Here is a 25,902-nt window from a genome sequence, read left to right as displayed (position 1 = left end):
ACTTTAATAAGTGGGGGGTTTGTTCATCCCCCACTGATTATTAGTTGAACTAATCGGGCATTTACGGGCAGTTGATCTCCCACCTAACTTCCTTGCCCATCCAATTTTAAGGTGGGAGTTTTACTGCCCGTTCATGCGGGATAAATATGCATAACGCATCAAAAGACCTGACAAAAGAAAGGGGAACTACATGAGTACGCAGATGTTAATTTTAACTTCTATCTCTATTTACATGCTCGGGATGCTAATTATCGGCTATTTCGCTTATAAGCAAACATCCAACTTAACAGATTATATGCTTGGCGGGCGTACACTAGGCCCCGCAGTAACAGCATTAAGTGCTGGAGCAGCTGATATGAGTGGTTGGCTTTTAATGGGCTTACCCGGTGCAATGTTTAGCGTTGGATTAAGTAGTAGCTGGATTGCGATTGGCCTAACATTAGGCGCATATGCAAACTGGCTTTATGTCGCTCCTCGCTTACGTACCTACTCTGAAATTGCAAATAACTCTATTACTATCCCAGAATTTTTGGAACACCGTTTCCACGACAAATCCCATATGCTACGTTTAGTATCTGGACTTGTTATTATGATATTTTTCACGTTTTATGTAGCTTCAGGATTTGTCTCTGGTGCTGTATTATTCGAAAATTCATTTGGACTCAATTACCATGTTGGTCTTCTTATCGTTGGTGGAGTTGTCGTAGCTTACACATTATTTGGTGGATTTTTAGCTGTAAGTTGGACAGACTTCGTGCAAGGAATCATTATGGTAGTCGCTCTTATTCTTGTTCCAGTCGTAACAATTATGCACGTAAATGGACTTGGTCCAGCATTTGAAACAATTAAATCTATCGATCCGGCATTATTAGATATTTTTAAAGGTACTTCTGTATTAGGAATTATTTCATTATTCGCATGGGGCCTTGGTTATGTTGGACAACCACATATTATTGTACGCTTTATGGCGATTTCTTCTGTAAAAGAAATTAAAAGTGCACGACGTATTGGTATGAGCTGGATGATTTTCTCTGTTGCTGGAGCTATGTTTACTGGCCTTATCGGTATTGCATACTATTCAAAAGCAGGTTTAAAACTTTCTGATCCAGAAACGATTTTCGTTGAACTTGGCACTATTTTATTCCATCCACTTATTACTGGATTTTTATTAGCAGCTATTTTAGCAGCTATTATGAGTACAATTTCTTCTCAACTTCTCGTTACTTCGAGTGCAGTAACAGAAGACTTATATAGAACATTCTTTAAGCGTGATGCTTCTGATAAAGAACTTGTATTTGTCGGGCGTATGGCTGTTCTTGTTATTGCTTTAATTGGATGTGCATTAGCACTTAAACAAAATGATACGATTTTAGCTCTTGTTGGATATGCTTGGGCTGGGTTCGGTTCTTCATTCGGACCTGCTATTTTATTAAGCTTATATTGGAAACGTATGACGAAATGGGGCGCGCTTGCTGGTATGGTTTCTGGTGCCGCTACTGTTATTATATGGACTCAATTCAAATTCTTAAAAGATTTCTTATATGAAATGATTCCAGGTTTCGCTATTAGTTTACTAGCTATCGTAATTGTTAGTTTACTAACACAACCTTCAAAAGAAGTTGAAGAGCAATTTGAGAATTTCGAAAAACAACATAGTCATAATCTATAAAGGGAAAGCTCTGCTGTTATCGTATCAGCAGAGCTTTCTTTATATCAAAGTTCGACGATCTTCTGCTCGAATTTAACAATTTCTTTATGTTTCGTTAAATTAAACGTAACACTACTCCTTTATAGTATTACTATCAGCACTTATACAGAAAGGGGACTCCAATATGTTAGCAGCTTTCCAGCAACAACAAACACGAAAATTTTCACCTATCACCAATACTTCTGCGTCTTGTTTGAACATACAACCTAATCCACCTAAAATTACAATTGCTCCTTCTGTTATTTCAGTCATCGGTGTTCATATGGAAAAAAATAAGTTAAAAGTAAGAACTGGCCAAAGCACTGAGTTATCAGCTTCCGTTTTGCCAATGCAGGCAACAAATAAAGAACTTCTTTGGACGAATATGAATGCTGATGTTATCACACTGTATCCAAAGGGGGACACGGTAACGATTACTGGAAAAAGTGCAGGTAGAGCAGTCGTAATTGTCACAACTGCTGAAGGAAAGTTCCGTGACCTATGTATCATTCACGTACAACCTTATATGACAAATCCAAAGTAAAAGAGTGGCTACGAAGCCACTCTTTTACTTTATTTCAATGTGTGGATTTTTACTTTTAACAAGATTGATGAATTGCTCTTTATCTTTAGGAGAAATAATTTCTGTTTGATGTGCACCATAAACAATTTCAAGTCGATCAAATGACAATGCATGGGCTGCTATTGGATTTTTTGTATTTAAAACTTGTTTTATATCTCGTATAAATATGCGCTTTTTAACGAAACCTGATCTAATTGTAATTGTTTCTTCTCCGACGATGTATTTTGTCGAAAACCAACTCCAAATAAATAATATCGCTAATGAAATTGTAAAAAATAAAAGAAAATATTCTCTACCTGCAAATAGGGGAGCAAAACACGCTCCAATGACAACGAAAAAAATCGGATATAGCCATACATCTTTTTTTGATGGGAATTCCATTTCCTTCCCCCTTCCACACCCGTATTTATATAAAACAAAAAGAGAAGTATCACAACTTCTCTTTTCTCCTCTAACATTATAATTCCTGTGTATACGCCGGCTCGTTTATTACATTTTTTGCTGTTCGTTTTTGTTGCTGTAGTAAGAAAACAGATACACCAAATAATACGAGCATGCTACCGATAATTTGCATGGCATTTAGTCTTTCACCGAGTAAGAAGAACGCTAGTATAGATGCTCCAACGGGTTCTCCTAAAATACTCATTGAAATTGTTGTTGCATTTACGTAGTTTAATAACCAATTATTAATGACGTGTGACACTGTCGGGACAACCGCAAGTAAAAGAAAAACGGTCCAATCCCACTTCGTATAACCTGTAAAAGGCACTTGCAATACTATATTATAAATTCCCATAAAAATACCTGCGAATGCAAAAACTGTAAAGCTGTAAATCCAGTGTGATACTTTCTTTACTGTCGTTTGCCCGATAAATAAATAACCGACAACCGCTATTACACTTAAAAAGGATAATATATCTCCATAAATTGCTTGTTCACTTAGCCCTAAATCTCCCCAACCAATACACATTACGCCTAATATCGCAATTCCCATCGTTGCAATAGCTGAGTATGTTGTTCTTTCTTTAAATAAGAAAAAACCTCCAATTAAAGATACGATTGGTTGAAGCGCTAAAATAATCGTCGAACTCGCAACTGTCGTATGCTTTAAAGATTCAAACCATAATAGAAAATGAAGTGCTAAAAAGAAACCAGATCCAATTAAAAATCCCCAATCTTTTATTTGAATCTTACTAAAATCTTCCCGTTTTTTCCATACGATAGGCAGCATAATAAGTACGATAATCCATAAGCGGTACATACTTAAAATAGAAGATGGTGCTGAGGACATCTTTACAAAAACTGCTGCAAAAGAAATGGCAATTATAGAAATAGCTAATGGTAGTGCGATTGACTTTTCTTGTTTCAAATCCTGTCTCCCCTCTCACCTGTCAAAAATCCCACTTCATTATATCCGTTTTCTTTCGTGACTTAAATACTAATTTTTTAGATTCTTCGTACCATTATGGTAAAATAGAAATTAAGGCACCAATTAGTGAATATTTATTTCCTTTTTCACTACAAGCGTCGCTCTTACAATCGTTACAGTAAATTTTTATTTAGGGGGATCTACATGAGTCAAACAATAGGGAGAATTGAAGAAATTTCATTTTATAGCGCATCACTTCAAGAAGACGTTACACTTCTCGTTTATTTACCAGTAAATTACACACCACTGCACAAACATACAGTTGTAATTGCACAAGATGGTAGAGATTATTTTCAGCTCGGTAAAGCGCATCGTGTAATTGAGCGCCTTCGTGAAACTGAAGAAATTGACCGTACAATTATTGTCGGTATTCCATATAAAAATGTACATGATCGTAAAGAAAAATATTTCCCAAATGAAGTAAAAAATGCTGCATATATACGTTTCCTTGCTCATGAACTTGCACCATATATTGATGAAAATTATCCAACGTACCAAATGGGAAAAGGTCGTGTTTTAATTGGTGATTCTCTTGGCGGAACAGTTTCCTTTATGACTGCACTTATGTATCCGCATACATTCGGTAAAGTCGTTATGCAATCACCATTTGTGGATGAGACAGTAATGAACTTAGCAAAAGACTTCAAAGATCCACAAGCATTAGAACTGTATCACGTCATCGGCACAGAAGAAACGGCTGTAAAGCGTACTGATGGACAAGTATCTGATTTCGTAGAACCGAACCGTGAGTTAAATACACTTCTTACAGATAGAAATTTCATTACGCATTACGAAGAGTTTGAAGGTAATCATACTTGGAAATATTGGCAAACTGATTTACCAAAAGCCTTCTCTCATATTCTATCAATGAAATAATAGAGAGCAGTATTCAGAATAATTTGATATAATAGACGAAGAGATCTATTTATCTCAAAATCTAACTAGACTTACAAAGGGAGGAATTGGAACATGAAATTAGGCATTGTAATTTTTCCATCTAAAATGATTCAAGATAAAGCGAACGGATTGCGTAAGCGTTATGACCCACACTACGCATTAGTTCCGCCACATATTACATTGAAAACACCCTTTGAGACGCAAGATGAACAATTAGAATCGATTGTAAACGAGCTACATACAATCGCAGGTAAAACGAACCCTTTCACCCTTCATGTTGGGAAAGTCGGTTCATTCGCACCTGTTAATAACGTCCTTTATTTTAAAGTAGAAAAAACACCTGAACTTACTTTCTTAAATGAAGAAATGCATGGCGGGTTATTCACGCAAGAACGCGAATATGCTTTCGTACCTCACTTAACAATCGGACAAGGCTTATCAGATGCAGAGCATGCTGATGTATTGGGGCGATTACGTATGAAAGATTTCTATTATGAACAACCAATTGATCGTTTCCATCTTCTATATCAATTAGAAAATGGAACATGGACTGTACACGAAACATTCCATCTTGGAAAGGGGAACAACTAATTTGCACGCACAGATTGTACAAACGGACGAACAACTAAGAGATGCATTCTCTGTACGTAAACAAGTGTTTGTAAATGAACAACGTGTCTCTGCTGAAGAAGAGTACGATGAGTTTGAAGAAACTTCAACACACGTTGTTATATATGACAATGATGTTCCAGTTGGTGCTGGACGTTTTCGCACCCTTGATGGTATAGGAAAAGTGGAACGCATTTGCGTGCTAGGTTCCCATCGAAAAAAAGGCATCGGAAAAATTGTTATGGATGCGCTTGAAGCGTATGCAAAGGAAAATTCGCTACCAAAATTGAAACTTCATGCTCAAACACATGCTGAAGATTTCTATAAAAAACTTGGATATGTAACGAGTTCTGATGTATTTATGGAAGCAAATATCCCGCACGTCGTAATGATAAAAGAATTGTGATTTGAAAGCAGGAGGTGACCCCTCCTGTTTTTTTACATTGCTATTTTCTTTTTCTTCCGCTAAAGTTAAATGTTGATGCTATAGTTTTGAAGGTGAATATATGACACAAGAAAAATTTTCACAAAAATCGTTAACACACGCTGATATTCCGCGTGCGACATATCATACTCCGAAAACATCTACCCATTTAATTATGGAAGAAGATGTAGATGCGGCTTATTTCCGCGCTCTCGAACAACAAAATGTTTTTTTAAACGAAAAACAATTAGAAGCCGTGCGCACAACAGAAGGTCCTGTTCTTACACTAGCTGGTGCTGGAAGCGGGAAAACATCTGTTTTAACAACTCGCGTTGGTTATTTAGTAAATGTAAAACAAGTTCATCCAAGAAATATTTTATTACTTACATTTACACAAAAAGCAGCTGAAGAAATCCGAAGTCGTGTTGCAAAGTTACCAGGTATGAATCATGCAGCAAGTAGCTACGTTGTTGCTGGTACATTCCACTCTGTTTTCTTAAAATTGCTTCGTAGTCAAGGGTATAATCAGCAAATTTTAGCAAATGAAAAACATAAACAAATTATGATAAAGAAAATCTTAAAAGAATTGCGTTTAAAAGACGATTATGATTCGGAAACGATCCTCGCGATGATTTCACTTGAGAAAAACAAATTAAATCGTCCGAAAGATGTAAAGGCGAAAACGCCAGTCGAACAAGAATTTAAAGAAGTATATGAACGTTTTGAAGAGGTAAAACAACGATACAATTATATTGATTTCGATGACATCTTATTGGAAACATATTATATGTTAGAAAATAATGCTCCTTTACTAACTCAATTACAACAACGTTTTCACTACATTGAAGTAGATGAGTTTCAAGATACATCCTATGCACAATATGAAATTGTAAAATTGTTAGCCACGCCAAGAAATAATTTGTTCATCGCAGGTGATGATGATCAAGCAATTTATGGCTGGCGAGGGGCAAGTCACCAAATTATTTTATCTTTTCCAAAAGAATTTGATAACACAACAATCATTGCACTAAATACGAATTATCGATCCAATCCCTTTATCGTCGGGCTTGGAAATGAAGTTATAAAATTAAATCAAGAACGTTTTGATAAAGAGCTATACTCCGTTCGTGAGGAAGGTGTACAACCTTTTTATGCAAGACCTGCTACAACTCTTGATGAAGCAAATCAAATTTTGCAGCTCATTCAAGAAAAAGTAGATAGCGGTGACCGAAACTATAAAGATTTTTGTTTACTGTATCGCACACATTCTGTAAGCCGTTCGTTACTTGATCAGCTTACCATTCATAAAATTCCGTTTATTAAACACGGGGCGAGCCAATCATTTTATGAACATTCTTTAATTAAGCCTGTATTAGATCATTTAAGACTCGTGATTGAGCCGTTTCGACTAGAATCACTTTCAAACATATTGCCGACGATGTATATCGGACGTGATGATTGTATTTCATTTATTGAACGTGAACAATGGAAATATGGTGAAGGCCGTTTTCCTTCTCTTCTTCATTTCTTATTATTAAATCCGAGCTTAAAACCTTTTCAAGTGAAAAAGGTAAATGAGCGCATCGATTTTATTAAATTTATTAAAGAATTAGAACCGAAAAAAGCATTAAAAGAAATCATACATGGTAAAGGAAAATATTTAGAGTACTTACAAAGTAACGATCGTTCTTCCTTTACGATGCATAAAGACATACAAGAAGAAATGTTGGAAGAATTAATGGAGTCTGCAACTCGTTTCACCGATATTCCAGCTTATTTACAATTTATCGACGAGGCGATTCAAGGTCAAAAGGAAATGGAAGCATTAAAAACAATGCCGCAAAAAGATGCCGTTTCACTTATGTCAATTCATAACGCAAAAGGCCTTGAATTTCCATGTGTCTTTTTACTTGGAGCGAGTGATGGAATCCTGCCCCATACTTCTTCTTTAAAAGATGCAAATGATCGTATTACGGAAACTTCTGAAGCGTTAGAAGAAGAACGCCGATTACTGTATGTCGCCATTACACGTGCGAAAGAAGAGCTTTACATTTCTTCTCCGCAATTTTTCAGAGGAAAGAAATTAGATATATCTCGTTTTTTATATACTGTGCGAAAAGATTTACCTGAAAAGACATCCACTAAATAAGGATGTCTTTTTTTATATCACATTATGTACATCCCTCCTATATAAATTCCTTGTTTTTATCGTGAGAATTAACGTAATATCAGCCATATCCCACTCATATTGTAATAGTGTATGTCAGAACTCACGATAAGGAGTGAACATAATGAGCTGCAATTGTAACGAAGACCATCATGAACATGATTGTGATTTCAACTGTGTATCGAATGTCGTTCGCTTTATACATGAACTGCAAGACTGTGCAACAACAACATGTGGATCTGGTTGCGAAGTTCCATTTTTAGGTGCACATAACACTGCATCAGTAGCTAATACACGTCCTTTTATTTTATACACAAAAGCCGGAGCACCTTTTGAAGCATTTGCACCATCAGCAAGTCTTACTAGCTGCCGATCTCCAATTTTCCGCGTAGAAAGTATAGATGATGATGATTGTGCTGTATTACGTGTATTAACTGTAGTATTAGGTGATAACTCCCCTGTACCACCTACTGACGATCCCATCTGTACGTTTTTAGCTGTACCAAATGCAAGATTAGTATCAACCTCTACTTGCATTACTGTTGATTTAAGTTGCTTCTGTGCGATTCAATGCTTACGCGATGTTACAATTTAAAACTAAATAATGCGTTAAGTATGGATTGGGTGGCAGATAATTCTGCCACCCAATCCATGCTTAACGAGTATTATTATGTAAATTTCTTAAAATTGGGAACTTGTCTAGAACATAGAACCTGTCCTTTTCATTAACTGAAAGTAGAAACAGATAAAGGAGTGAAAAACATGTTCTCTTCTGATTGCGAATTTACTAAAATTGATTGCGAGGCAAAACCAGCTAGTACACTACCTGCCTTCGGTTTTGCTTTCAACGCGTCTGCACCTCAGTTCGCTTCACTATTTACACCACTACTATTACCTAGTGTAAGTCCAAACCCAAATATTACTGTTCCTGTAATAAATGATACAGTAAGTGTTGGAGATGGTATTCGAATTCTACGAGCTGGTATTTATCAAATCAGTTATACATTAACAATTAGTCTTGATAATGCACCTGTTGCACCAGAAGCTGGTCGTTTCTTCTTATCATTAGGTACGCCAGCTAACATTATTCCTGGATCAGGTACAGCGGTTCGTTCTAACGTTATTGGTACTGGTGAAGTAGACGTATCCAGCGGTGTTATTCTTATTAACTTAAATCCTGGTGACTTAATTCAAATTGTACCAGTTGAGTTAATTGGAACTGTAGACATCCGTGCAGCAGCATTAACAGTTGCACAAATTAGCTAGTAAAAAGCGGTATTTCTAATACAGAAATACCGCTTTTTATATGTATAATAAAAAACACTCACAGTAACATGAGTGTTTCATTCTTCATAGTGTTTTATTGTGTTCTTCTTTTTCCCACAATTGCATCCCTTTTTCTTCACAAATCCTTGTTGTTGTAATTGTTCTTGATATGCCTGTTGTTGTGCATGGTGCTGTTGCTGTATTTGATACCACTGCTGCAGGTCATATGAATTTTGCCTAGGATTATTGCTCACAGCAAACATCTCCTCTACTGTCAATTCTGTCTATTTACTATATGAACAACTCTTTATTTCCGTTCCCTCATTCTTTTAAACTCCGCTTTTTCTCTTATTATGAAAATATATTATTCTCCCATAAAATATCCTGTAATCGTTTCAATGATTGCTGCTGCTCCTGCAATAGCTAATAATGCAAGTAACGGCTCCGCAACGATAGGAATCCAATTATATAAAACTAATAAAAAAGCACTAACCCATACACCTGTACACCAATAACAGCTTAATAATTCGCCAATCCACTTTCTTAATCCTTTACCTTTCACTTTTGTAAACGTTGATACACTTCCATCTGGCTCCGTAATCTCTAATTCATCAATAAATGGTCTTCGCAAAAAGGCTGTAATTTTATCATAAACAATTAAACGAGTGAGCCTAAAGGCTGCTAACGCGAAAATAAAAAATAAAAGCCAGCTTGTAAACAGCATAATTCCACCTTCCCTTATCTTCTTTCGCCTATTTAAAAAAAAAGGTCTTGAGATTGTGACCAAATCTCCTCGACTCCAATATCTTATTAATGTAAATACAAACAAGAAGATAAGGAGTGACATTAATGAGTTGTAACGAAAATAAACACCATGGCTCTTCTCATTGTGTAGTTGACGTTGTAAAATTCATCAATGAATTACAAGATTGTTCTACAACAACGTGTGGATCTGGTTGTGAAATTCCATTTTTAGGTGCACACAATACTGCATCAGTAGCAAATACACGTCCTTTTATTTTATACACAAAAGCTGGAGCGCCATTTGAAGCATTTGCACCATCTGCAAGCCTTACTAGCTGCCGTTCTCCAATTTTCCGTGTGGAAAGTGTAGATGATGATAGCTGTGCTGTACTACGTGTATTAAGTGTAGTATTAGGTGATAGTTCTCCTGTACCACCTACTGATGACCCAATTTGTACGTTTTTAGCTGTACCAAATGCAAGACTAGTATCGACATCTACTTGCATTACTGTTGATTTAAGCTGTTTCTGTGCGATTCAATGCTTACGCGACGTTACTATCTAATAAGTGAAGTAAACTAAAAAACTATTGGGGTGGTAGAAGCTTTCTACCACCTTTACATATTTAAAAGCCGGCCATACTAATTGATTGGATATCATCTATAGACAACCTAATATCTCTCATGCTATTTTGCGGCATAATAGATACAATGCCATTACGATACGATATGATCGATCCAACATAAGAAACTGTAGCTGTTTTTATTCTGCACCTTACTTTCGGAATGTAATGAGGGCGGTTTAATAAAAAATGAATTTTTTCATCATTATTCATATCCTTAAATGATTTATTATACGGAACAGTTCTTACTGGTTCTTTCTGTTCTTTCTGTTCTTGTTGTTCTTGTTGTTCTTGTTGTTCTTGTTCTGCGTGTGCTTCTTTTTTCTCTTCTTCTATTTTTTCTTCCACTTGCTGCTCTTCTTGTTGTTCTTGTTCTGTTACCTCTTCCACAGCACTACTTACAATATTTTCATTTCTATTACTTTGCTCTTTTTGATCTTCATTTCCAAAGTTTGTCAGGATAATCCTTTTTATTTTCGGTGCAGTAAGTTCTAAACTTACTTGCGCAATATATAACAACGGTTTTCCAACTGTTGAACTTTTATTTTTATTCTTCACACTCGTCCCTCCCACTTCCATACGTAGCTGAATAAATTGTGTACTATTATAGTTATATTCATCACGTGGTAAGAACTTTCGTTAAAAATCGTTCTTTCTCAGAACAAATAAAAAGGACAATCTCAGCATTTAGAGATTGTCCTTTAAAAATTAATATTATATTTATCCTAGGATATGATACCCTGAATCAACATGAATGTTTTCTCCTGTTACACCGCGAGCTAAATCACTGAATAGGAATACTGCTGTATCGCCAACTTCTTCTGGAGTTGTTGTACGACGAAGTGGTGCGCGCTCCTCAATTTCTCTTAAGATTGAGTTGAAATCGCCTACACCTTTTGCAGATAACGTACGAATTGGTCCTGCAGAAATAGCGTTGACACGAATACCATGTTGACCTAAATCGTTTGCTAAATATTTCACGCTCGCTTCTAATGAAGCTTTCGCAACACCCATAACGTTATAATTTTTCACAACACGCTCGCCGCCAAGGTATGTTAACGTTAAAATATTTCCGCCTTCTGTCATAACTTTCTTCGCTTCTCTGGCTACAGCTGTTAAAGAGAATGCACTAATATTTTGTGCAAGTAAAAATCCATCGCGAGAAGTATCTACAAATTCGCCTTTTAAGTCATCGCGATTTGCAAAAGCAATACAATGTGCTACACCGTGAATAGTACCTACTTCTTGTTTAATTGTTTCAAAGCAAGCTGTAAGTTCCTCATCATTTGTTACATCACAAGGTAATACAAGTGATTCTTGTCCTTCTAATGTATCCGCTAATTCACGAACATTTCTTTCTAAACGTTCTCCTGCATATGTGAAGATTAATTTTGCACCTGCATTATGCAAAGAGCGAGCAATTCCCCACGCAATACTTCTTTGGTTCGCAACGCCCATAACAACAAATGTTTTCCCTTGTAATAGTTCCATGATATATCCTCCCAGAAATACTTATACTTGTTATTAGTACCTGATACTATAATTATAGTACCATAAAACCGCTTAAAGGCAAACAAAAAAGTCATTAACAGAAATTTGTTAATGACTTTTGGTTTCTATAAAAAAGCGCTCTAATCCTTCTTCCCAAGACGGCATTTGTAAAAAACCATTTAATCGTAGCATGTTATGTTGAAAGATAGAATATTTGGGCCTCGCAGCCGCAGCCCCGAATTCTTCCGTTGAAACAGGTAACACATTCACTTTCATATTTGTATACGAAAATATCTTTTTTGCAAATTCAAACCAAGAGCATGAGCCTCTGTTTGATACGTGGTATGTACCGTATAAAGAAGTATGAATGAGCTTATTAATAACTATATTTAAATCCGCCACATACGTAGGAGAGCCAACTTGATCCGCTACAACAGATATTTCATCTCTTTCTTTTCCTAATCGCATCATCGTTTTCACAAAATTATTTCCATATTTACCATATAGCCACGATGTGCGAACGATAAAATATTTATTATGTAACTCTTTGACGAACTGCTCCCCCGCATACTTAGAGGCTCCATATATATTTATCGGCGCTGGACTATGAAATTCATCGTATCCCTCTGGTCTGGCGCCTTGAAATACATAATCAGTACTAATATAAACTAGTTTCGCTCCTACTAATTGTGAAGCGACCGCTACATTTCGAGCTCCGATTGCATTTATTCTATATGCAAGATCCTGTTCTTTCTCCGCATGATCTACTTTCGTATAGGCAGCACAATGAATAATTATATGTGGTTTTATTTCTTGTACCACTTGTTGTATTCGGGATATATTTGTCACATCTAATAACTTTTTATCAAATGGATATATATCATATTCTTCAGAGTTTAACTCTTCAAATAGTTGCTTTCCTAATTGGCCGTTTGCTCCTGTTATGATAACCCTCTCTTTCATTTAACATGCCCCTTACTGGTCTTTTAGTAGTTTCCACCATTCCTTATTCTTTTCATACCATTTCACCGTCTCTTGTAATCCTTGTTCAAACGTATATTTCGGTTCCCAATCAAATTCATTCTTCATTTTCTCTGCATCAATCGCATAACGACGATCGTGCCCTAAACGATCTGTAACATATTCGATATCTTTTTTTGTTTTTCCTAAAAGAGTAATAATTTGTTCCACAACTTCTACATTTGTTTTTTCATTATTTCCACCTATATTATATACTTCTCCTACACGTCCCTTATGCAGAACAACGTCAATCGCACTACAATGATCCGTTACATGTAACCAATCTCTTACATTTAAACCATCACCATATAACGGTAGTTTTTTTCCTTCCAGTGCATTCGTAACCATTAACGGAATTAATTTCTCGGGATACTGGTACGGCCCATAATTGTTAGAACAACGCGTTACTATAACCGGTAAGTGATATGTTTTATAGTAAGATAGAGCTATCAGGTCCGCGCTCGCCTTACTTGAAGAATATGGACTATTTGGAGCTAACGGCGTTTTCTCTGTGAATTTCCCTATTTTCCCTAAAGAGCCATACACTTCATCCGTTGATACTTGCACAAGTTTTATATGCGAATATTTTTTAACTAGTTCTAATAAAGTGACCGTCCCAATTACATTTGTATCATAAAAAGGAATCGGATTTTCAATACTACGGTCCACATGTGATTCAGCTGCAAAATTTACAATCACTTGTACGTCTCGCTCTTTTATAATATGTTCTAATAGCTCTCCATTTTGAATTTCTCCTTTTACAAAAGAGTAATTCGGGTGATTCTGAAGAGATTTTACGTTATTTAAATTCCCGCTATATGTTAATGCATCGTAATTAATAATTTTATATGTTTTATAACTTTGTAGCATATAATGAACGAAATTACTTCCAATAAATCCAGCCCCACCTGTTACTAATATATTCATAAACAACGCTCCTACTTAAAAACTATCTTCATATTCCTCTAGTAATGGTAATATCTGATCCTTATCGGACAATATAGGATCGGTTACTGGCCAAGGAATTGCTAAATCTTTATCTTCCCAAAGTAATCCTGAGTCATGCTCTGCGCTATAATATTCATCTACTTTATACATAACGATAGTATGCGGAACAAGGGTGCAAAATCCATGCGCAAACCCTTTTGGCACTAGTAATTGTCGATGGTTATCTGCACTTAAAATATACCCTTTCCATTGTTTAAATGTTGGTGATTTTTTTCGTAAATCAACGATAACATCATAAATTGCCCCTTGCATAACTTGAATGAGTTTCGTTTGTGCTTTCGGTTTTTTTTGAAAGTGTAGTCCCCGAATCGTTCCTGCCTTAGCCGAATAAGATACGTTATCCTGTACAAATGAATACGTAATCCCTAATGTTTCTAGCACCTGCTTATTATAGCTTTCTGAAAAAAAGCCACGCTCGTCTCCAAACAACCTCGGTTCTAACAATTTTGCATCGATAAAATTTGTTTCTACGACTTTCATATTCTCACCTATTCTCCGTTAAACTGTTTCCCAAAATCAATATCCCGTGCTAACGTATTCGCCTTTTGAAGAGAAGCATGAGTTCCCGCATCAGTCCACCAGCCGCTCATTTCATTATAAGTAAGTACCCCTCGTTTTAAATACCAATTATTTATATCTGTAATTTCAAGTTCTCCCCGTGCAGAAGGTTTTAATTCTTTAATATAAGAAAAAACTTTCGAATCATACAAATAAATTCCCGTAACAGCATAAGAACTTTTCGGCTCTTTCGGCTTTTCTTCAATTTCAACTATTTTTCGGTTTTGAATATGTGCTACGCCAAATCTTTCGGGATCTTCTACAGATTGCAAGAGCACTTTCGCACCTTCTTTTTGATTTGCAAACTCTTCAACATACGGAAGAATATCATCTGAAAAAATATTATCCCCCAATATAACTACCATACGATCATTCCCGACGAAATCTTCACAAAGCCCTAACGCCTGTGCGATACCGCCCGCTTTATCTTGCACACGATACGTAAAGGACACGCCAAATTCATGACCACTCCCTAAGAAGCTAACAACATCCCCCATATGCTCTTTACCTGTAATAATCATAATGTCTGTAATATCGCATTGTTTTAGCTTATATACCGCATGATAAATCATCGGATACCGACCAACAGGAAGTAAATGTTTATTCGTTACTTTCGTTATTGGATATAATCTCGATCCAGTACCACCTGCTAAAATAATTCCTTTCACTCTGCATCTCTCCTTTATGATGGAGATAATATATCTTTGTAATGTTCTATAAACACTTGCCGGTACTTCTCATATGTATCCGCATCAAACTCATCCCCGTTGTAATGAATACACCATAAATTTGCTTGATTTGGGATACCGATTAAATAACCAGCCCTTTGAAACTCTAAAGACTGTGACACATCATAAAAGTGAAACCCTTGAAACAAATCTTCTCGCCACGGAATATCATACTGCGTTGCCATGAATAAACCATCAATTGCCTGAACTGACAAAAATGGTTGATTACCATAAAAAACCTGATCTAAATTTAATAATTGATAATTCTGTCTTCTGTATTCAATCACTTTCCCTACTAAATTTTTTCCTTCCCACCATATCCCGTTATTCGGTAAAAACTGAGCCCCAGCGACTCCTATTAAACCAAGCTTTTCATTTTCTTTAAAAAGAGATATAAGTGTAGAAAACATGTCTCGATTAATAAGATATGTATCTTGATGTATATACACTTTGTATTTCGCTGGATATGAAAGGGCTCGGTTGTATGCACTTGCCATACTTTGTGCATCTCGTATCGGAAAAATTTGTACGACATAGCCAGGGGGAACAAAAATGTTTCTGATTTGGCTCTCACATTGTTTGAAAAGCTCTTCATTATTTACACAAACAACAACTAATATTGTATGATCTTTCATTTTTGTCCCCCCTTTTATTCTTCCTTATTTACCTCTGACATATAGTGTTCCACAAATATTTCCCGATACTTCTCATAGTTCGTCATATTCACATCAAAATGATAATGGATACACCAAGCATCGCGCTGTACAGGTACACCGACTGTATATCCTGCTTTTTTAAATTCAAATGATTGAGATACATCATAAAAGTCAAATCCGTCAAATAAGTCTTCTCGCCACGGAACATCATATTGTGTCGCCATTAATAAACCGTCAATACATTCTACAGGAATAAATGTTTTTGATTCGTGATACGGTTGTTCTAAACTTGCCATATAAAACAAATCATTCATATAACCAATGACCTTTCCTACAATTCCACGCCCTTCGTTCCATACACCAGTTGGAGGAACATATTGCGCTCCAACCATCCCAATCATACCAAGGTGTTCATGTTCCTCAAATAATTGAAGTAATCCGTATAAAAAAGCTCTATTTATAATAAAAACATCTTGATGTAAATACACTTTATACTTCGCTGGATGCGAAATGGCTTGATTGTATCCACTCGTCATACTTTTCGCATTTCGAATCGGCATAAATTGGACAATATACCCTGGTGGTACTAACAATTGCAATATATGTCGCACGCAGTTTGCATACAATTTCCGATCATTTATACATGTAACAAATAATATTGTTTTGTCTGCAGCACTCATAATTGTGATTTTTCAGCTTCAATAATATACTGAAATACAACTGTCTCAGCCATGAAGCCACTTCCAAGACGATATTTTTTACAAATTCCATATAACTCCTCAATAAGTGGCTCATACATTTTATGATCAACATATACACGATCTACTTTACTAATAACATATCCTGCTTTTAAAAACATTCTTAGCATTTCATTAAATGTAAAGAAACGAATATGTGTTTTATCTAATAAACCATATTCTGTATACGTCCAATTTCCGGCAAGTAAGGGAGCTAATACTGAAATATGAGCAACGTTTGGTATACTTGCTAAAATCACACCATTTTGCTTTATATATGGCTTAACCTTTTCAATCACAGCCCATGGATCAAATAAATGCTCTAATACATCTCCAAATAGGATGCAATCAAATTGCCCCTCCTCATAAGGAAGATCTATTTTTTCTATATCCCCTAAAATAACATGATCTAGTCTTTCTTTCGCTTTTTCTGCAGCCTCTGGAAATGCCTCGATTCCTGATACACGTGTACCATTTTCTTTAATAGCTGCTCCCAATGTACCGCTCGAGCAACCAATATCAAGAACTTCTTTCCATTCCTTTTTTATATGCTTTAATAAATTCGGATTCGCTGCATTATAATAATGCTCGGATTTTTCTTCATATAAAGAACTTTTTTCGCGATTCATTTCACACACTCCTTATGCAAATTGAATTAGAAATATAAATCTCATATGAATTCTATAAAGTGCAGATTTTGTTCATCCCCCACTGATTATTAGCCCGCAAATAGCTTTATAAAATTTTTTATCTATATTGGTTTCGTTACTGATACTCTAATATATAACCAATCTATTAGAGTTAGAATAACGATAAATCATTTCTAAAAAACGAAACCTATTACGCTTTATATGGTTTATCAAAAACTCCCCGAAAATATTTACGGTTATATTCAATTGCAGCATTATTCGGAACATAAGAAGCTGCTAATTCATTGTAATAATACGCTTTATCCTGCTCCCCTAACCTGCTATAACAAATACACATTTGTAAATAGGGTAGCCATGTGTAGCTAGCTGGACTATGAAAAGGACTTTCCGTTGCCATTGGTACTTCCGTTGCAAGTTTAAACCAAAATATCGCTTCATTATATTTTTCTTGTTCCATATATATATATCCTATTCTTGTACAATTCTCTCCTCTAGGGACGTCATACCGAAACGACTTCACACAAGATTCGATTGCCTTCTCCCACATTCCGAGCTTCGCATAGCAATCTCCTAACTTACCACATGCATAAATTTTCTCTTCATACCATCCTTCGTCTTGATTAAGAAATGTTTCATAAAGAAGAACTGCATCATCATATTTTTGGTTATCCATAGATTCATTTGCGTAATAAAATAAATCCCTCGAACTCAATTCTTCCCCTGCAGCTACAGTATTTTGAAAAATTTTCAAATTACGATTTGTTACTTTTTTTTCTTTTTTATGTGTAATAGCAACTTTACTACTAAAAGTCTCACCAGCAATAGCTAAATACTCATGAACCTTTCCAAACCATTGAAATTGTTTTTCACGCTTTACAAGTCGATTTCTTTTTGTACAATATAAAGGTTTCCCGTTAGAATCCATCGCAAGATGATAAGGCATCGAAACAGCATCAAATTTAGGATCTAATTCTATTTTTAAGAGTTTCAATGCTTCTTGAGCATCTTCTAATAATACGTCATCTGCATCTAGCCACAATATATACTCTTGCGTCGCTTTTGAAAAAGAAAAATTTCTTGCTGCCGCAAAATCATCAATCCACTGGAAATCATATATGTTAGAAGTGTATTTCTCTACGATTTCTTTCGTTCGATCGACGGAACCTGTATCCACTACTATAATTTCATCCACAATTTTCTCAACTGTCTCTAAACAACGGGCTATTGTCTCCTCCTCATCTCGAACAATCATACATAAACTAATTGTAATTCCTTGCTTGTTCAACATAATCACCCTCTTCCAAATCAATCATATGTTATACATATACTAAACTTTCCATTTTTTTTAAATTGTTCAAGTAGTTTAAGATTTCTTTTCAATAATTCAAATGTCCGTGTCATTTTCTTTCGGTTTTGCATCTACTATATAATGAACGCTTTATGGAGGTGAATTTATGTCAAATAATAATTATTCAAATGGATTAAATCCCGATGAATCTTTATCAGCTAGTGCATTTGACCCTAATCTTGTAGGACCAACATTACCACCGATACCACCGTTTACCCTTCCAACTGGGCCTACCGGGCCTACTGGACCTACCGGACCTACCGGGCCTACTGTACCTACGGGGCCTACCGGACCTACTGGACCTACTGGACCTACTGGCGGAGGAACTGGAATAACTGGACCTACCGGGCCTACTGGTGACACTGGGGCTACCGGACCTACGGGGGCTACTGGACCGACTGGACCATCCGGATTAGGACTTCCAGCAGGATTATATGCATTTAACTCCGGTGGGATTTCTTTAGATCTAGGAATTAATGATCCAGTACCATTTAATACTGTTGGATCTCAGTTTGGTACAGCAATTTCTCAATTAGATGCTGACACTTTCGTAATTAGTGAAACTGGATTCTATAAAATTACTGTTATCGCTAATACTGCAACAGTAAGCTTATTAGGAGGTCTTACAATCCAAGTGAATGGAGTACCTGTACCAGGTACTGGATCAAGTTTAATCTCACTTGGAGCACCTATCGTTATTCAAGCAATTACGCAAATTACGACAACTCCATCATTGGTTGAAGTAATTGTTACAGGACTTGGGCTATCATTAGCTCTTGGTACGAGTGCATCCATTATTATTGAAAAAGTTGCTTAATTTTTTACTTAGCAGTAAAACTGATATCAGTTTTACTGCTTTTTCAATTTCAAATTCAATCATGAAACATTCGTTAGCTACATAATCATATTGTTGTATGACATTTTGCAGGAGGCACAAATATGGAAAGTAAATCTGCTGTTCAGCTTTATCTCGAATTGCTAAAGAAAACAATTTTATTTGAAATATGGTTGGAATATGAGGCATACTTACCCGCATCTCTACATATTTCGAAAGAACTAGAATTCGAACCCGTTACAGTCCCCCTCCCTTTATTCATTAAGCAATATGCCGAAAACCATAACTTAAAAATTGTAAAACCAAATGTTTCAAAAAGTGAACGTCATGATGGAATGGATTGGCCAAGAGCAGCACATAGCATGATTGGTCGAGAACGTATGAACCAATTACAAGAGGCAATGGAAACCGTTGTTCGTGAAAATATAGAGGGAGATTTTATTGAAACAGGTGTATGGCGCGGAGGATCATGCATTTTTATGAATGGTTTTTTACAAGCAAACAACATTACGAATCGTACTGTGTGGGTCGCAGATTCATTTGAAGGTTTGCCAGCACCGAATCTAGAACAATATCCAAAAGATTACGGTGATTATTTACACACATTCGATTACTTACGCGTCTCTTTAGAACAAGTACAAGAGAATTTTAAAAAATATGATTTACTAAATGATCAAGTGAAATTTTTAAAAGGTTGGTTTAAAGATACTTTACCAACAGCACCAATTGAAAAAATAGCAATTGCACGGCTTGATGGTGATATGTACGAATCCACCATGGATGGTCTCATGAACTTATATGATAAAGTTTCTAAAGGTGGCTATATAATTATCGATGACTACGGGCTACCGCCATGCGCTGAGGCTGTGACAGACTTTAGAAAGCAACGAAATTTAAAAGCCCCTATTACTAAAATTGATGTATTTGGCGTTTATTGGAGAAAAGAATAAACAAGATTTAATCTATAGGAGATTCCATTTTCACTCATTCTTCTCTTACTTCTAATCCAATTAAGTATTTCTTTTGTGGAATCTCCTTACATATAACAATTGTTTTCCTTTGTTCTCTCACTACAAATTGAAAATTTTATTAATAGAGTGACTGCATATTCTCACACAAGAAAGGGGTATACTCATGAGCGAACTTAACAAAGAAATGACTTTACTCCCCCCTCCTGAACTCGTCCAATATGTAGGTGGCGACTTCAAAAAGGTGGGAAAAGAGTTCCTAAAGCATTTTATTCAAATTGGCGCTTTAAAATCAAATGAAAAAGTATTAGATGTAGGCTGCGGCGTCGGCCGAATGGCTGTACCATTAATGAATTACTTAAATGATGATGGAGCATATTATGGATTTGATTTGTTTAAAGATGGAATTACTTGGTGTCAAAATAACATTTCAACTATGCGTAATAATTTTCACTTTGAACATGTTGACATATACAATCAATTCTATAATCCAGAAGGAAAAGAAGATGCCTCTCAATATCGTTTTCCCTATGAAGACGGAACATTCGATTTTATCTTTTTAACTTCTGTATTTACACATCTTCTTCCAAAAGAATTAGAACATTACGTATCTGAAATTGTACGTGTATTAAAAAAAGACGGGAGATGTTTCATTACATTCTTTCTAATAAATCCTGAATCGTCCTATTATTTAAATGCAGGACAAAGTACATTAGGTTTTTATCATCGAATTGAAAATTGCTACGTTGTAAATAAAGATATTCCCAATTTTGCAGTTGCTTATCCTGAGACAGATATTTGCAATCTATTGAATAAGTATGGTCTAGAAATAATCAATAAGCCACATTATGGTTTATGGTGCGGCAGACCAGAATATACAAGTTACCAAGATATTGTTCTTACAAAAAAAAGCTTCTGAAAGGAAGTTATGTATGGCGAGTGAAAAAAATCTACCCCTCGTTTCTATCCTTATTCCCACTTATAATCGACCCCATTATTTCAAAATCGCTCTAGAAAGTGCATTGGCACAAACTTATTCAAATATTGAAATCATCATCGGAGATGATAGTACAAATGATGAAACAGCAACTCTAATCCATGAACAATACTTACCAAATTATAAAAATATAACATACATTCGAAATATCTCTACTCTAGGACAATTTCACAATGACCTTATGCTCATAGAAAAATCAAATGGTGAGTATATAAATTTTTTAATGGACGATGACGTGTTTTATAAGCATAAAATACAAAAAATGATGGCCTATTTTGAGCAAGATTCCAATAAAGATCTTGCTCTTGTTACTTCTTATCGAGTACGTATTGATGATCATGGAAATCTAATCGGCGATGCCCATCCAACACAAAAGTTATATAGCGAAGATACACCATTAAACGGAATATTTTTAGGCGACTGGATGCTAAAGGCCGGCCACAACATTATCGGCGAACCTACAACTACTTTGTTTCGAAAGAACTTGCTCACTGAACCTTTTGGCACCCTTAAAGAGCGACAATATTCTTGTAGTGTTGATATGGCCTCATGGATTTCTTTACTTTCTAAAGGAAATGCAATATACATTTCTGAGCCTTTAAGTCAATTTCGCTACCATGCTGGACAACAAATACACAATAAACTACTTCAAGGTTGCGAAGATTTCACACACCTCGTTATAACAGCAAAAGAATATGGATTTTTACAAAATACTATAGACTATAGAACAGCTCTACTTAGTGCTTACAAATGGTGTAAAAGTTCCTTAAAATACTACCTTCATCAACTAGATATTTTTCCTGACGCACATGTACGTCTTGCCCATTGTTTGGATATAATTATTAAAGAGTTAAACAATTAAACTACTCTGCAAAATCAAAAGTGTATGGACTATATGTGAATCATTCGTATAGTTCATACATTCTTTCTCATACTATAAAATCCATTACTATAAAGAGCAGTAGAAAGGAATACCTACATTGAAAGATTCAAATTCTCAATATCAAATAGACTACGTATTACTATTTATTTTATTTGCCATTGGGATTGTTAGTTGTTGTGCTATTGCAAGTGCGCAAGCCTCCTTACCGCCATTTTTACAAAACGTCAATTTTGTACTCAAGCAAATCCAATGGTACTTCATTGGATTTATAGCCATTGGTGTTATTATGATTATCGATTTCGATCGTTATCAAAAAATTGCTTGGTATTTGTATAGCTTTGCAATGGTACTACTTATTGGACTAGAACTTCAAGTACCGGGTGCCGTTACAATTAAAGGCGCTACCGCTTGGTACAGGCTCCCAGGCATCGGAAATTTTCAGCCTTCTGAAATTATGAAATTGTTTTTAATTATCGTCATTGGACGAATTATAGCAAATCATAATGAGAAATATTTTTCCCAAACAATGCGTGACGATTTTTTATTACTTGGAAAAATATTTGCGACAAGCTTGCCACCACTACTACTTATTGCAAAAGAACCAGATTTAGGAAACACAATGGTCATTTCAGCGATGCTTGCAGCAATGATACTAGTTTCTGGCATACGATGGCGTTTTATTTTCGGATTAGTTTCAGGTACTTTCGTGGCTGGATCTACATTAATATATATATTTTTTACTCACACAGATTTCTTTAAAGCACACATTTTAAAAGAATATCAATTAAATCGCTTCTACGGATGGTTGGCACCTTACAAATATGATGCGCAAGGCTATCAATTAAGACAAGCATTCTTAGCGACTGGATCCGGAGAAATGCAAGGAAAGGGGTGGGAAAATGGACAAGTGTATTTTCCAGAACCACATACAGATTTTATTTTCACTAATGTCGCTGAACAATTTGGATTTCTAGGTGCAAGTGTTATTATTTCACTTTTTTTCTTACTCATTTTTCGAATGATTCATATCGCTTTAGAAAGTAATGACCCTTTCGGTAGTTACATTTGCGCTGGTACAATCGGAATGTTTACTTTCCAAGTATTCCAAAATATCGGGATGACAATCGGATTACTTCCCATTACAGGGATAACATTACCTCTTATGAGCTACGGAGGAAGTTCACTGCTTACATACATGATTGCGATTGGATTCATTTTAAATATTCGCTCAAGAACGAAAAGCTTTATGTTTAAATGAACAACACAAAAACGCTATATTTTTATCTCTATCCTTTTTTAGATATACTAATGAAAAATACCATGGAGGTTTAAATATGAAATATGACATTATAGGAGATATTCATGGATGCTTCCAAGAGTTTCAAAATTTAACAGAGAAGCTAGGGTATAACTGGAGTAGCGGTCTACCGATCCACCCTGAACAACGTAAACTTGCATTCGTTGGTGATATTACAGACCGTGGTCCTCATTCATTACGTATGATCGAAATTGTATGGGAACTTGTCATACATAAAAAAGAAGCTTATTACGCTCCTGGAAATCACTGTAATAAACTATATCGATTTTTCCTTGGACGTAATGTAACAATCGCTCACGGACTTGAAACAACTGTCGCTGAATATGAGGCACTTCCTTCTCATAAGCAAAACATTATAAAAGAAAAGTTTATCACTCTTTATGAACAATCACCACTCTACCACATACTAGATGAAAAAAAAGTAATCGTATGTCACGCTGGGATTCGGCAAGATTACATAGGAAGACGAGATAAAAAAGTACAAACCTTTGTATTATATGGTGATATTACAGGAGAAAAGCATGCCGATGGCTCACCTGTCCGTCGCGATTGGGCGCAAGAATACAAGGGGCAAGCTTGGATTGTATATGGACATACACCAGTAAAAGAACCTCGATTCGTCAATCAGACAGTCAATATTGATACTGGTGCTGTATTTGGTGGCAAATTAACCGGATTACGTTATCCTGAAATGGAGACTATCTCTGTCCCTTCTTCTTTACCTTTTGTCGCTGAGAAGTTCCGTCCAATTTCATAACTACCTTACTTAGCGAGAGATTACCGTATTATTTAGGCAGATCTCATATAAAACTAGGTAAAGTAATTAAAAAAAGANNTCTTTTTTTAATTACTTTACATATAATGTCGCAGGAGGTGACAGAATGAAGAAAAAATCTTCTAAACAAAAAAGAAAATTTCCCCCTTTATATCTGCCCATGTACGGAATTAACAACTGGTGTAGCATTCGGGCTGCAGCCATAGAAGAACTAGAAGAACAAGAGTCATCAAAAAAAAGCAAAGTAAAACCAACATATGTCTCTTTAGAAAATGCTGTGATGAACCACATAATCGATCGCAGAAAAATAAAGATGCAACAAAAAAATAAACAGCTCTCAAATCAAGATGAACAGGTACTACGTTCTAACCAAACAGAAGAAACGGTGGAAGAAAATAATTCTGTAGCAATAAATAAAAAAGTGGAACCAGAAATTCCAGCTGCTATTATAAACAAAGTAAAAAAAATAAAAGAAGCATTAGCTTCATCGAATGATATACAAACTGAAAAACCACTCATAATTGAGACACCTACACCTGAAAATACAAAAGTTAAAAGGGGCGGCCGATATGCATATGCGGAGGGCCTTCACTCTCATGCGGAGGGCATGGCAGCACATGCGGAAGGCTTATTAACACACGCAAAAGGTTCTTTCTCTCATGCAGAAGGATCCAACTCAAAAGCAACTGGACATAGTTCGCATAGTGAGGGAAGTGAAACGACAGCAGGCGGTGCTTATTCTCATGCGGAGGGTAAACAGACGACTGCTTTAGGCGAAGCAGCACACGCAGAAGGAACCGCAACTATCGCTAACGGCTTCTCTTCTCATGCGGAAGGTCATCATACATCAACAGCTCATTTTGCAGGTAGCCATATTATGGGGCGCTTCGGCACTGCAGAAGAAGCTTATTCCTGGTTTATTGCAAATGGTGCAAACGACACCGACCATAATATCGGTGCTAAATGGCTTGCCCATAATGGAGAAATGTATATTGAGGGCGCGTCTTACAATGCAAGCGGAACGGATTTTGCACAAATGTTTGAAACAGAAGGTCATAAACCTATTGATGTCGGTTATTTCGTTACATTTAGTAGCGAAGAAAAAATTCGGATAGCTACTTCACACGATTCGTTCATTTTAGGAATATCTAGTGCAACCCCTGCACTTATAGGAAATAGCGGGGCTTTAAGTTGGCAAAAACGCTATAAAACAGACAACTTTGGAAAACGCCAATATGTATGGACGGAATCAGAAGAAATACAACCTCTTTTAAATACAGAATGGGATCCAGCTTGCAAATATGTAGCAAGAAAAGATCGCGCCGAGTGGCTTCCTGTCGGATTAATTGGGCAAATGTTAGTACGTGATGACGGCACTTGCGAAACGCATGGATATTGTCGTCCAAATGACAATGGCATTGCTACAAAAGCCGAAAGTGGATTTTTTGTTATAAAGCGTACGGGTGAGAACCAAATTTTAATATTATTCCGCTAAGAAAAAAG

General features: G+C 36.0%; 30 protein-coding genes. 16 read left to right on the top strand and 14 right to left on the bottom strand.

Annotated elements, in window-relative coordinates; genetic code table 11:
- Positions 1-190: 190 nt before the first annotated feature.
- The gene (putP, locus tag CN409_RS11885) at positions 191-1,669 is read left to right on the top strand and encodes a sodium/proline symporter PutP (protein WP_000107191.1); all 1,479 of its coding nucleotides are present in this window, start codon (positions 191-193) and stop codon (positions 1,667-1,669) included.
- A 163-nt stretch (positions 1,670-1,832) separates the two neighbouring features.
- Complete coding sequence (locus CN409_RS11880; RefSeq protein WP_000878727.1) at positions 1,833-2,231, top strand: Ig-like domain-containing protein; 399 nt, start codon at positions 1,833-1,835, stop codon at positions 2,229-2,231.
- A 24-nt stretch (positions 2,232-2,255) separates the two neighbouring features.
- Here the strand turns inward: CN409_RS11880 and CN409_RS11875 are convergent, their stop codons facing one another.
- Entirely contained in the window at positions 2,256-2,651 is a 396-nt protein-coding gene (locus CN409_RS11875; protein WP_000395656.1) for a PH domain-containing protein, read from the bottom strand.
- Between the two features lie 76 nt (positions 2,652-2,727).
- Positions 2,728-3,639 carry a DMT family transporter gene (locus CN409_RS11870; RefSeq protein ID WP_000806930.1) on the bottom strand — a complete coding sequence of 304 codons (912 nt, stop codon included), beginning with the start codon at positions 3,637-3,639 and terminating at the stop codon, positions 2,728-2,730.
- Positions 3,640-3,843: 204 nt separating this feature from the next.
- Between CN409_RS11870 and CN409_RS11865 the strand changes: the two genes are divergently transcribed.
- The 6 genes from CN409_RS11865 to exsF all read left to right on the top strand — a co-directional run bounded on the left by CN409_RS11865 (position 3,844) and on the right by exsF (position 9,062).
- On the top strand, positions 3,844-4,575 hold the full coding sequence (locus tag CN409_RS11865; RefSeq protein WP_000084010.1) for an alpha/beta hydrolase: 732 nt from the start codon (positions 3,844-3,846) through the stop codon (positions 4,573-4,575).
- Between the two features lie 93 nt (positions 4,576-4,668).
- A complete protein-coding gene (locus CN409_RS11860; protein ID WP_000765871.1) occupies positions 4,669-5,187 on the top strand; it encodes a YjcG family protein in 519 nt (172 codons plus the stop codon).
- 1 nt (position 5,188) lies between these two features.
- Positions 5,189-5,611, top strand: coding sequence for a GNAT family N-acetyltransferase (locus tag CN409_RS11855; protein ID WP_000543309.1), 423 nt, complete (start codon positions 5,189-5,191; stop codon positions 5,609-5,611).
- 100 nt (positions 5,612-5,711) lie between these two features.
- Positions 5,712-7,778 carry an ATP-dependent helicase gene (locus tag CN409_RS11850; protein ID WP_000191211.1) on the top strand — a complete coding sequence of 689 codons (2,067 nt, stop codon included), beginning with the start codon at positions 5,712-5,714 and terminating at the stop codon, positions 7,776-7,778.
- Positions 7,779-7,920: 142 nt separating this feature from the next.
- A complete protein-coding gene (gene cotY, locus CN409_RS11845) occupies positions 7,921-8,391 on the top strand; it encodes a spore coat protein CotY (RefSeq protein WP_001277697.1) in 471 nt (156 codons plus the stop codon).
- A gap of 167 nt (positions 8,392-8,558) precedes the next feature.
- A complete protein-coding gene (gene exsF / locus CN409_RS11840; RefSeq protein ID WP_000492933.1) occupies positions 8,559-9,062 on the top strand; it encodes an exosporium protein ExsF in 504 nt (167 codons plus the stop codon).
- Positions 9,063-9,139: 77 nt separating this feature from the next.
- Here exsF and CN409_RS11835 read toward each other — a convergent pair whose 3' ends face one another.
- Both CN409_RS11835 and CN409_RS11830 read right to left on the bottom strand, forming a co-directional pair.
- Positions 9,140-9,325: a hypothetical protein gene (locus CN409_RS11835; RefSeq protein WP_014894818.1), complete on the bottom strand. Its 186-nt coding sequence runs from the start codon at positions 9,323-9,325 to the stop codon at positions 9,140-9,142.
- Positions 9,326-9,426: 101 nt separating this feature from the next.
- Positions 9,427-9,786: a DUF1360 domain-containing protein gene (locus CN409_RS11830; RefSeq protein WP_000899662.1), complete on the bottom strand. Its 360-nt coding sequence runs from the start codon at positions 9,784-9,786 to the stop codon at positions 9,427-9,429.
- 125 nt (positions 9,787-9,911) lie between these two features.
- On the opposite strand from CN409_RS11830, the gene exsY reads away from it, so the two are divergent.
- The gene (gene exsY, locus CN409_RS11825; protein ID WP_001277734.1) at positions 9,912-10,370 is read left to right on the top strand and encodes an exosporium assembly protein ExsY; all 459 of its coding nucleotides are present in this window, start codon (positions 9,912-9,914) and stop codon (positions 10,368-10,370) included.
- 60 nt (positions 10,371-10,430) lie between these two features.
- Here exsY and CN409_RS11820 read toward each other — a convergent pair whose 3' ends face one another.
- The 10 genes from CN409_RS11820 to CN409_RS11775 form a co-directional block, all read right to left on the bottom strand.
- Positions 10,431-11,006 (bottom strand): spore coat CotO family protein, encoded by a 576-nt coding sequence (locus CN409_RS11820; protein WP_097982089.1) that lies wholly within the window; start codon positions 11,004-11,006, stop codon positions 10,431-10,433.
- Positions 11,007-11,147: 141 nt separating this feature from the next.
- Positions 11,148-11,918, bottom strand: a complete 771-nt coding sequence (fabI, locus tag CN409_RS11815; RefSeq protein ID WP_000421885.1) for an enoyl-ACP reductase FabI — start codon at positions 11,916-11,918, stop codon at positions 11,148-11,150.
- 108 nt (positions 11,919-12,026) lie between these two features.
- Positions 12,027-12,881 (bottom strand): dTDP-4-dehydrorhamnose reductase, encoded by an 855-nt coding sequence (gene rfbD, locus CN409_RS11810; RefSeq protein ID WP_000664661.1) that lies wholly within the window; start codon positions 12,879-12,881, stop codon positions 12,027-12,029.
- Between the two features lie 12 nt (positions 12,882-12,893).
- On the bottom strand, positions 12,894-13,865 hold the full coding sequence (gene rfbB, locus CN409_RS11805; protein ID WP_097982090.1) for a dTDP-glucose 4,6-dehydratase: 972 nt from the start codon (positions 13,863-13,865) through the stop codon (positions 12,894-12,896).
- Positions 13,866-13,880: 15 nt separating this feature from the next.
- Entirely contained in the window at positions 13,881-14,426 is a 546-nt protein-coding gene (gene rfbC, locus CN409_RS11800; protein ID WP_000869412.1) for a dTDP-4-dehydrorhamnose 3,5-epimerase, read from the bottom strand.
- An 8-nt stretch (positions 14,427-14,434) separates the two neighbouring features.
- Positions 14,435-15,172, bottom strand: a complete 738-nt coding sequence (locus CN409_RS11795) for a sugar phosphate nucleotidyltransferase (protein ID WP_000676159.1) — start codon at positions 15,170-15,172, stop codon at positions 14,435-14,437.
- A 14-nt stretch (positions 15,173-15,186) separates the two neighbouring features.
- Complete coding sequence (locus CN409_RS11790; RefSeq protein WP_000651525.1) at positions 15,187-15,867, bottom strand: glycosyltransferase family protein; 681 nt, start codon at positions 15,865-15,867, stop codon at positions 15,187-15,189.
- A gap of 14 nt (positions 15,868-15,881) precedes the next feature.
- Positions 15,882-16,568 carry a glycosyltransferase family protein gene (locus CN409_RS11785; protein ID WP_001271181.1) on the bottom strand — a complete coding sequence of 229 codons (687 nt, stop codon included), beginning with the start codon at positions 16,566-16,568 and terminating at the stop codon, positions 15,882-15,884.
- Positions 16,565-17,254 (bottom strand): class I SAM-dependent methyltransferase, encoded by a 690-nt coding sequence (locus CN409_RS11780; protein ID WP_001078436.1) that lies wholly within the window; start codon positions 17,252-17,254, stop codon positions 16,565-16,567. The genes CN409_RS11785 and CN409_RS11780 overlap by 4 nt, the downstream gene beginning before the upstream one ends.
- 211 nt (positions 17,255-17,465) lie before the next feature.
- Entirely contained in the window at positions 17,466-18,563 is a 1,098-nt protein-coding gene (locus CN409_RS11775; RefSeq protein ID WP_000932911.1) for a glycosyltransferase, read from the bottom strand.
- A 166-nt stretch (positions 18,564-18,729) separates the two neighbouring features.
- On the opposite strand from CN409_RS11775, the gene CN409_RS11770 reads away from it, so the two are divergent.
- The 7 genes from CN409_RS11770 to CN409_RS11740 all read left to right on the top strand — a co-directional run bounded on the left by CN409_RS11770 (position 18,730) and on the right by CN409_RS11740 (position 25,894).
- The gene (locus CN409_RS11770) at positions 18,730-19,440 is read left to right on the top strand and encodes a BclA C-terminal domain-containing protein (protein WP_098217799.1); all 711 of its coding nucleotides are present in this window, start codon (positions 18,730-18,732) and stop codon (positions 19,438-19,440) included.
- Between the two features lie 122 nt (positions 19,441-19,562).
- On the top strand, positions 19,563-20,408 hold the full coding sequence (locus tag CN409_RS11765) for a TylF/MycF family methyltransferase (protein ID WP_000444387.1): 846 nt from the start codon (positions 19,563-19,565) through the stop codon (positions 20,406-20,408).
- 184 nt (positions 20,409-20,592) lie between these two features.
- Positions 20,593-21,345 carry a class I SAM-dependent methyltransferase gene (locus CN409_RS11760; protein ID WP_001292844.1) on the top strand — a complete coding sequence of 251 codons (753 nt, stop codon included), beginning with the start codon at positions 20,593-20,595 and terminating at the stop codon, positions 21,343-21,345.
- Between the two features lie 13 nt (positions 21,346-21,358).
- Positions 21,359-22,285 carry a glycosyltransferase family 2 protein gene (locus CN409_RS11755; RefSeq protein WP_000135606.1) on the top strand — a complete coding sequence of 309 codons (927 nt, stop codon included), beginning with the start codon at positions 21,359-21,361 and terminating at the stop codon, positions 22,283-22,285.
- 118 nt (positions 22,286-22,403) lie between these two features.
- The gene (locus CN409_RS11750) at positions 22,404-23,564 is read left to right on the top strand and encodes an FtsW/RodA/SpoVE family cell cycle protein (protein WP_000655325.1); all 1,161 of its coding nucleotides are present in this window, start codon (positions 22,404-22,406) and stop codon (positions 23,562-23,564) included.
- Positions 23,565-23,640: 76 nt separating this feature from the next.
- The gene (gene prpE / locus CN409_RS11745) at positions 23,641-24,381 is read left to right on the top strand and encodes a bis(5'-nucleosyl)-tetraphosphatase PrpE (protein WP_000872690.1); all 741 of its coding nucleotides are present in this window, start codon (positions 23,641-23,643) and stop codon (positions 24,379-24,381) included.
- 124 nt (positions 24,382-24,505) lie between these two features.
- Positions 24,506-25,894: a peptidase G2 autoproteolytic cleavage domain-containing protein gene (locus CN409_RS11740; RefSeq protein ID WP_000730508.1), complete on the top strand. Its 1,389-nt coding sequence runs from the start codon at positions 24,506-24,508 to the stop codon at positions 25,892-25,894.
- The last annotated feature ends 8 nt before the right edge of the window (positions 25,895-25,902 follow it).

It is taken from the genome of Bacillus sp. AFS012607, assembly GCF_002558005.1.
GTDB classification, from domain to species: Bacteria; Bacillota; Bacilli; order Bacillales; family Bacillaceae_G; genus Bacillus_A; species Bacillus_A thuringiensis_S.
The sequence above is the reverse complement of the archived record's forward strand: the minus strand, read 5'-3'. Positions and strand labels throughout refer to the sequence as shown.

Bases quoted from the DNA above. Each gene is read 5' to 3' on its own strand.
- CN409_RS11820 (WP_097982089.1), bottom strand. From the start codon at position 11,006: ATGGAAGTGGGAGGGACGAGTGTGAAGAATAAAAATAAAAGTTCAACA.
- CN409_RS11850 (WP_000191211.1), top strand. From the start codon at position 5,712: ATGACACAAGAAAAATTTTCACAAAAATCGTTAACACACGCTGATATT.
- fabI (WP_000421885.1), bottom strand. From the start codon at position 11,918: ATGGAACTATTACAAGGGAAAACATTTGTTGTTATGGGCGTTGCGAAC.
- CN409_RS11865 (WP_000084010.1), top strand. From the start codon at position 3,844: ATGAGTCAAACAATAGGGAGAATTGAAGAAATTTCATTTTATAGCGCA.
- CN409_RS11770 (WP_098217799.1), top strand. From the start codon at position 18,730: ATGTCAAATAATAATTATTCAAATGGATTAAATCCCGATGAATCTTTA.
- exsF (WP_000492933.1), top strand. From the start codon at position 8,559: ATGTTCTCTTCTGATTGCGAATTTACTAAAATTGATTGCGAGGCAAAA.
- CN409_RS11740 (WP_000730508.1), top strand. From the start codon at position 24,506: ATGAAGAAAAAATCTTCTAAACAAAAAAGAAAATTTCCCCCTTTATAT.
- CN409_RS11880 (WP_000878727.1), top strand. From the start codon at position 1,833: ATGTTAGCAGCTTTCCAGCAACAACAAACACGAAAATTTTCACCTATC.
- rfbC (WP_000869412.1), bottom strand. From the start codon at position 14,426: ATGAAAGTCGTAGAAACAAATTTTATCGATGCAAAATTGTTAGAACCG.
- CN409_RS11775 (WP_000932911.1), bottom strand. From the start codon at position 18,563: ATGTTGAACAAGCAAGGAATTACAATTAGTTTATGTATGATTGTTCGA.
- CN409_RS11785 (WP_001271181.1), bottom strand. From the start codon at position 16,568: ATGAGTGCTGCAGACAAAACAATATTATTTGTTACATGTATAAATGAT.
- CN409_RS11755 (WP_000135606.1), top strand. From the start codon at position 21,359: ATGGCGAGTGAAAAAAATCTACCCCTCGTTTCTATCCTTATTCCCACT.
- CN409_RS11835 (WP_014894818.1), bottom strand. From the start codon at position 9,325: ATGTTTGCTGTGAGCAATAATCCTAGGCAAAATTCATATGACCTGCAG.
- CN409_RS11780 (WP_001078436.1), bottom strand. From the start codon at position 17,254: ATGAATCGCGAAAAAAGTTCTTTATATGAAGAAAAATCCGAGCATTAT.
- CN409_RS11830 (WP_000899662.1), bottom strand. From the start codon at position 9,786: ATGCTGTTTACAAGCTGGCTTTTATTTTTTATTTTCGCGTTAGCAGCC.
- cotY (WP_001277697.1), top strand. From the start codon at position 7,921: ATGAGCTGCAATTGTAACGAAGACCATCATGAACATGATTGTGATTTC.
- rfbD (WP_000664661.1), bottom strand. From the start codon at position 12,881: ATGAAAGAGAGGGTTATCATAACAGGAGCAAACGGCCAATTAGGAAAG.
- CN409_RS11875 (WP_000395656.1), bottom strand. From the start codon at position 2,651: ATGGAATTCCCATCAAAAAAAGATGTATGGCTATATCCGATTTTTTTC.
- prpE (WP_000872690.1), top strand. From the start codon at position 23,641: ATGAAATATGACATTATAGGAGATATTCATGGATGCTTCCAAGAGTTT.
- exsY (WP_001277734.1), top strand. From the start codon at position 9,912: ATGAGTTGTAACGAAAATAAACACCATGGCTCTTCTCATTGTGTAGTT.
- CN409_RS11765 (WP_000444387.1), top strand. From the start codon at position 19,563: ATGGAAAGTAAATCTGCTGTTCAGCTTTATCTCGAATTGCTAAAGAAA.
- CN409_RS11760 (WP_001292844.1), top strand. From the start codon at position 20,593: ATGAGCGAACTTAACAAAGAAATGACTTTACTCCCCCCTCCTGAACTC.
- CN409_RS11790 (WP_000651525.1), bottom strand. From the start codon at position 15,867: ATGAAAGATCATACAATATTAGTTGTTGTTTGTGTAAATAATGAAGAG.
- CN409_RS11860 (WP_000765871.1), top strand. From the start codon at position 4,669: ATGAAATTAGGCATTGTAATTTTTCCATCTAAAATGATTCAAGATAAA.
- putP (WP_000107191.1), top strand. From the start codon at position 191: ATGAGTACGCAGATGTTAATTTTAACTTCTATCTCTATTTACATGCTC.
- rfbB (WP_097982090.1), bottom strand. From the start codon at position 13,865: ATGAATATATTAGTAACAGGTGGGGCTGGATTTATTGGAAGTAATTTC.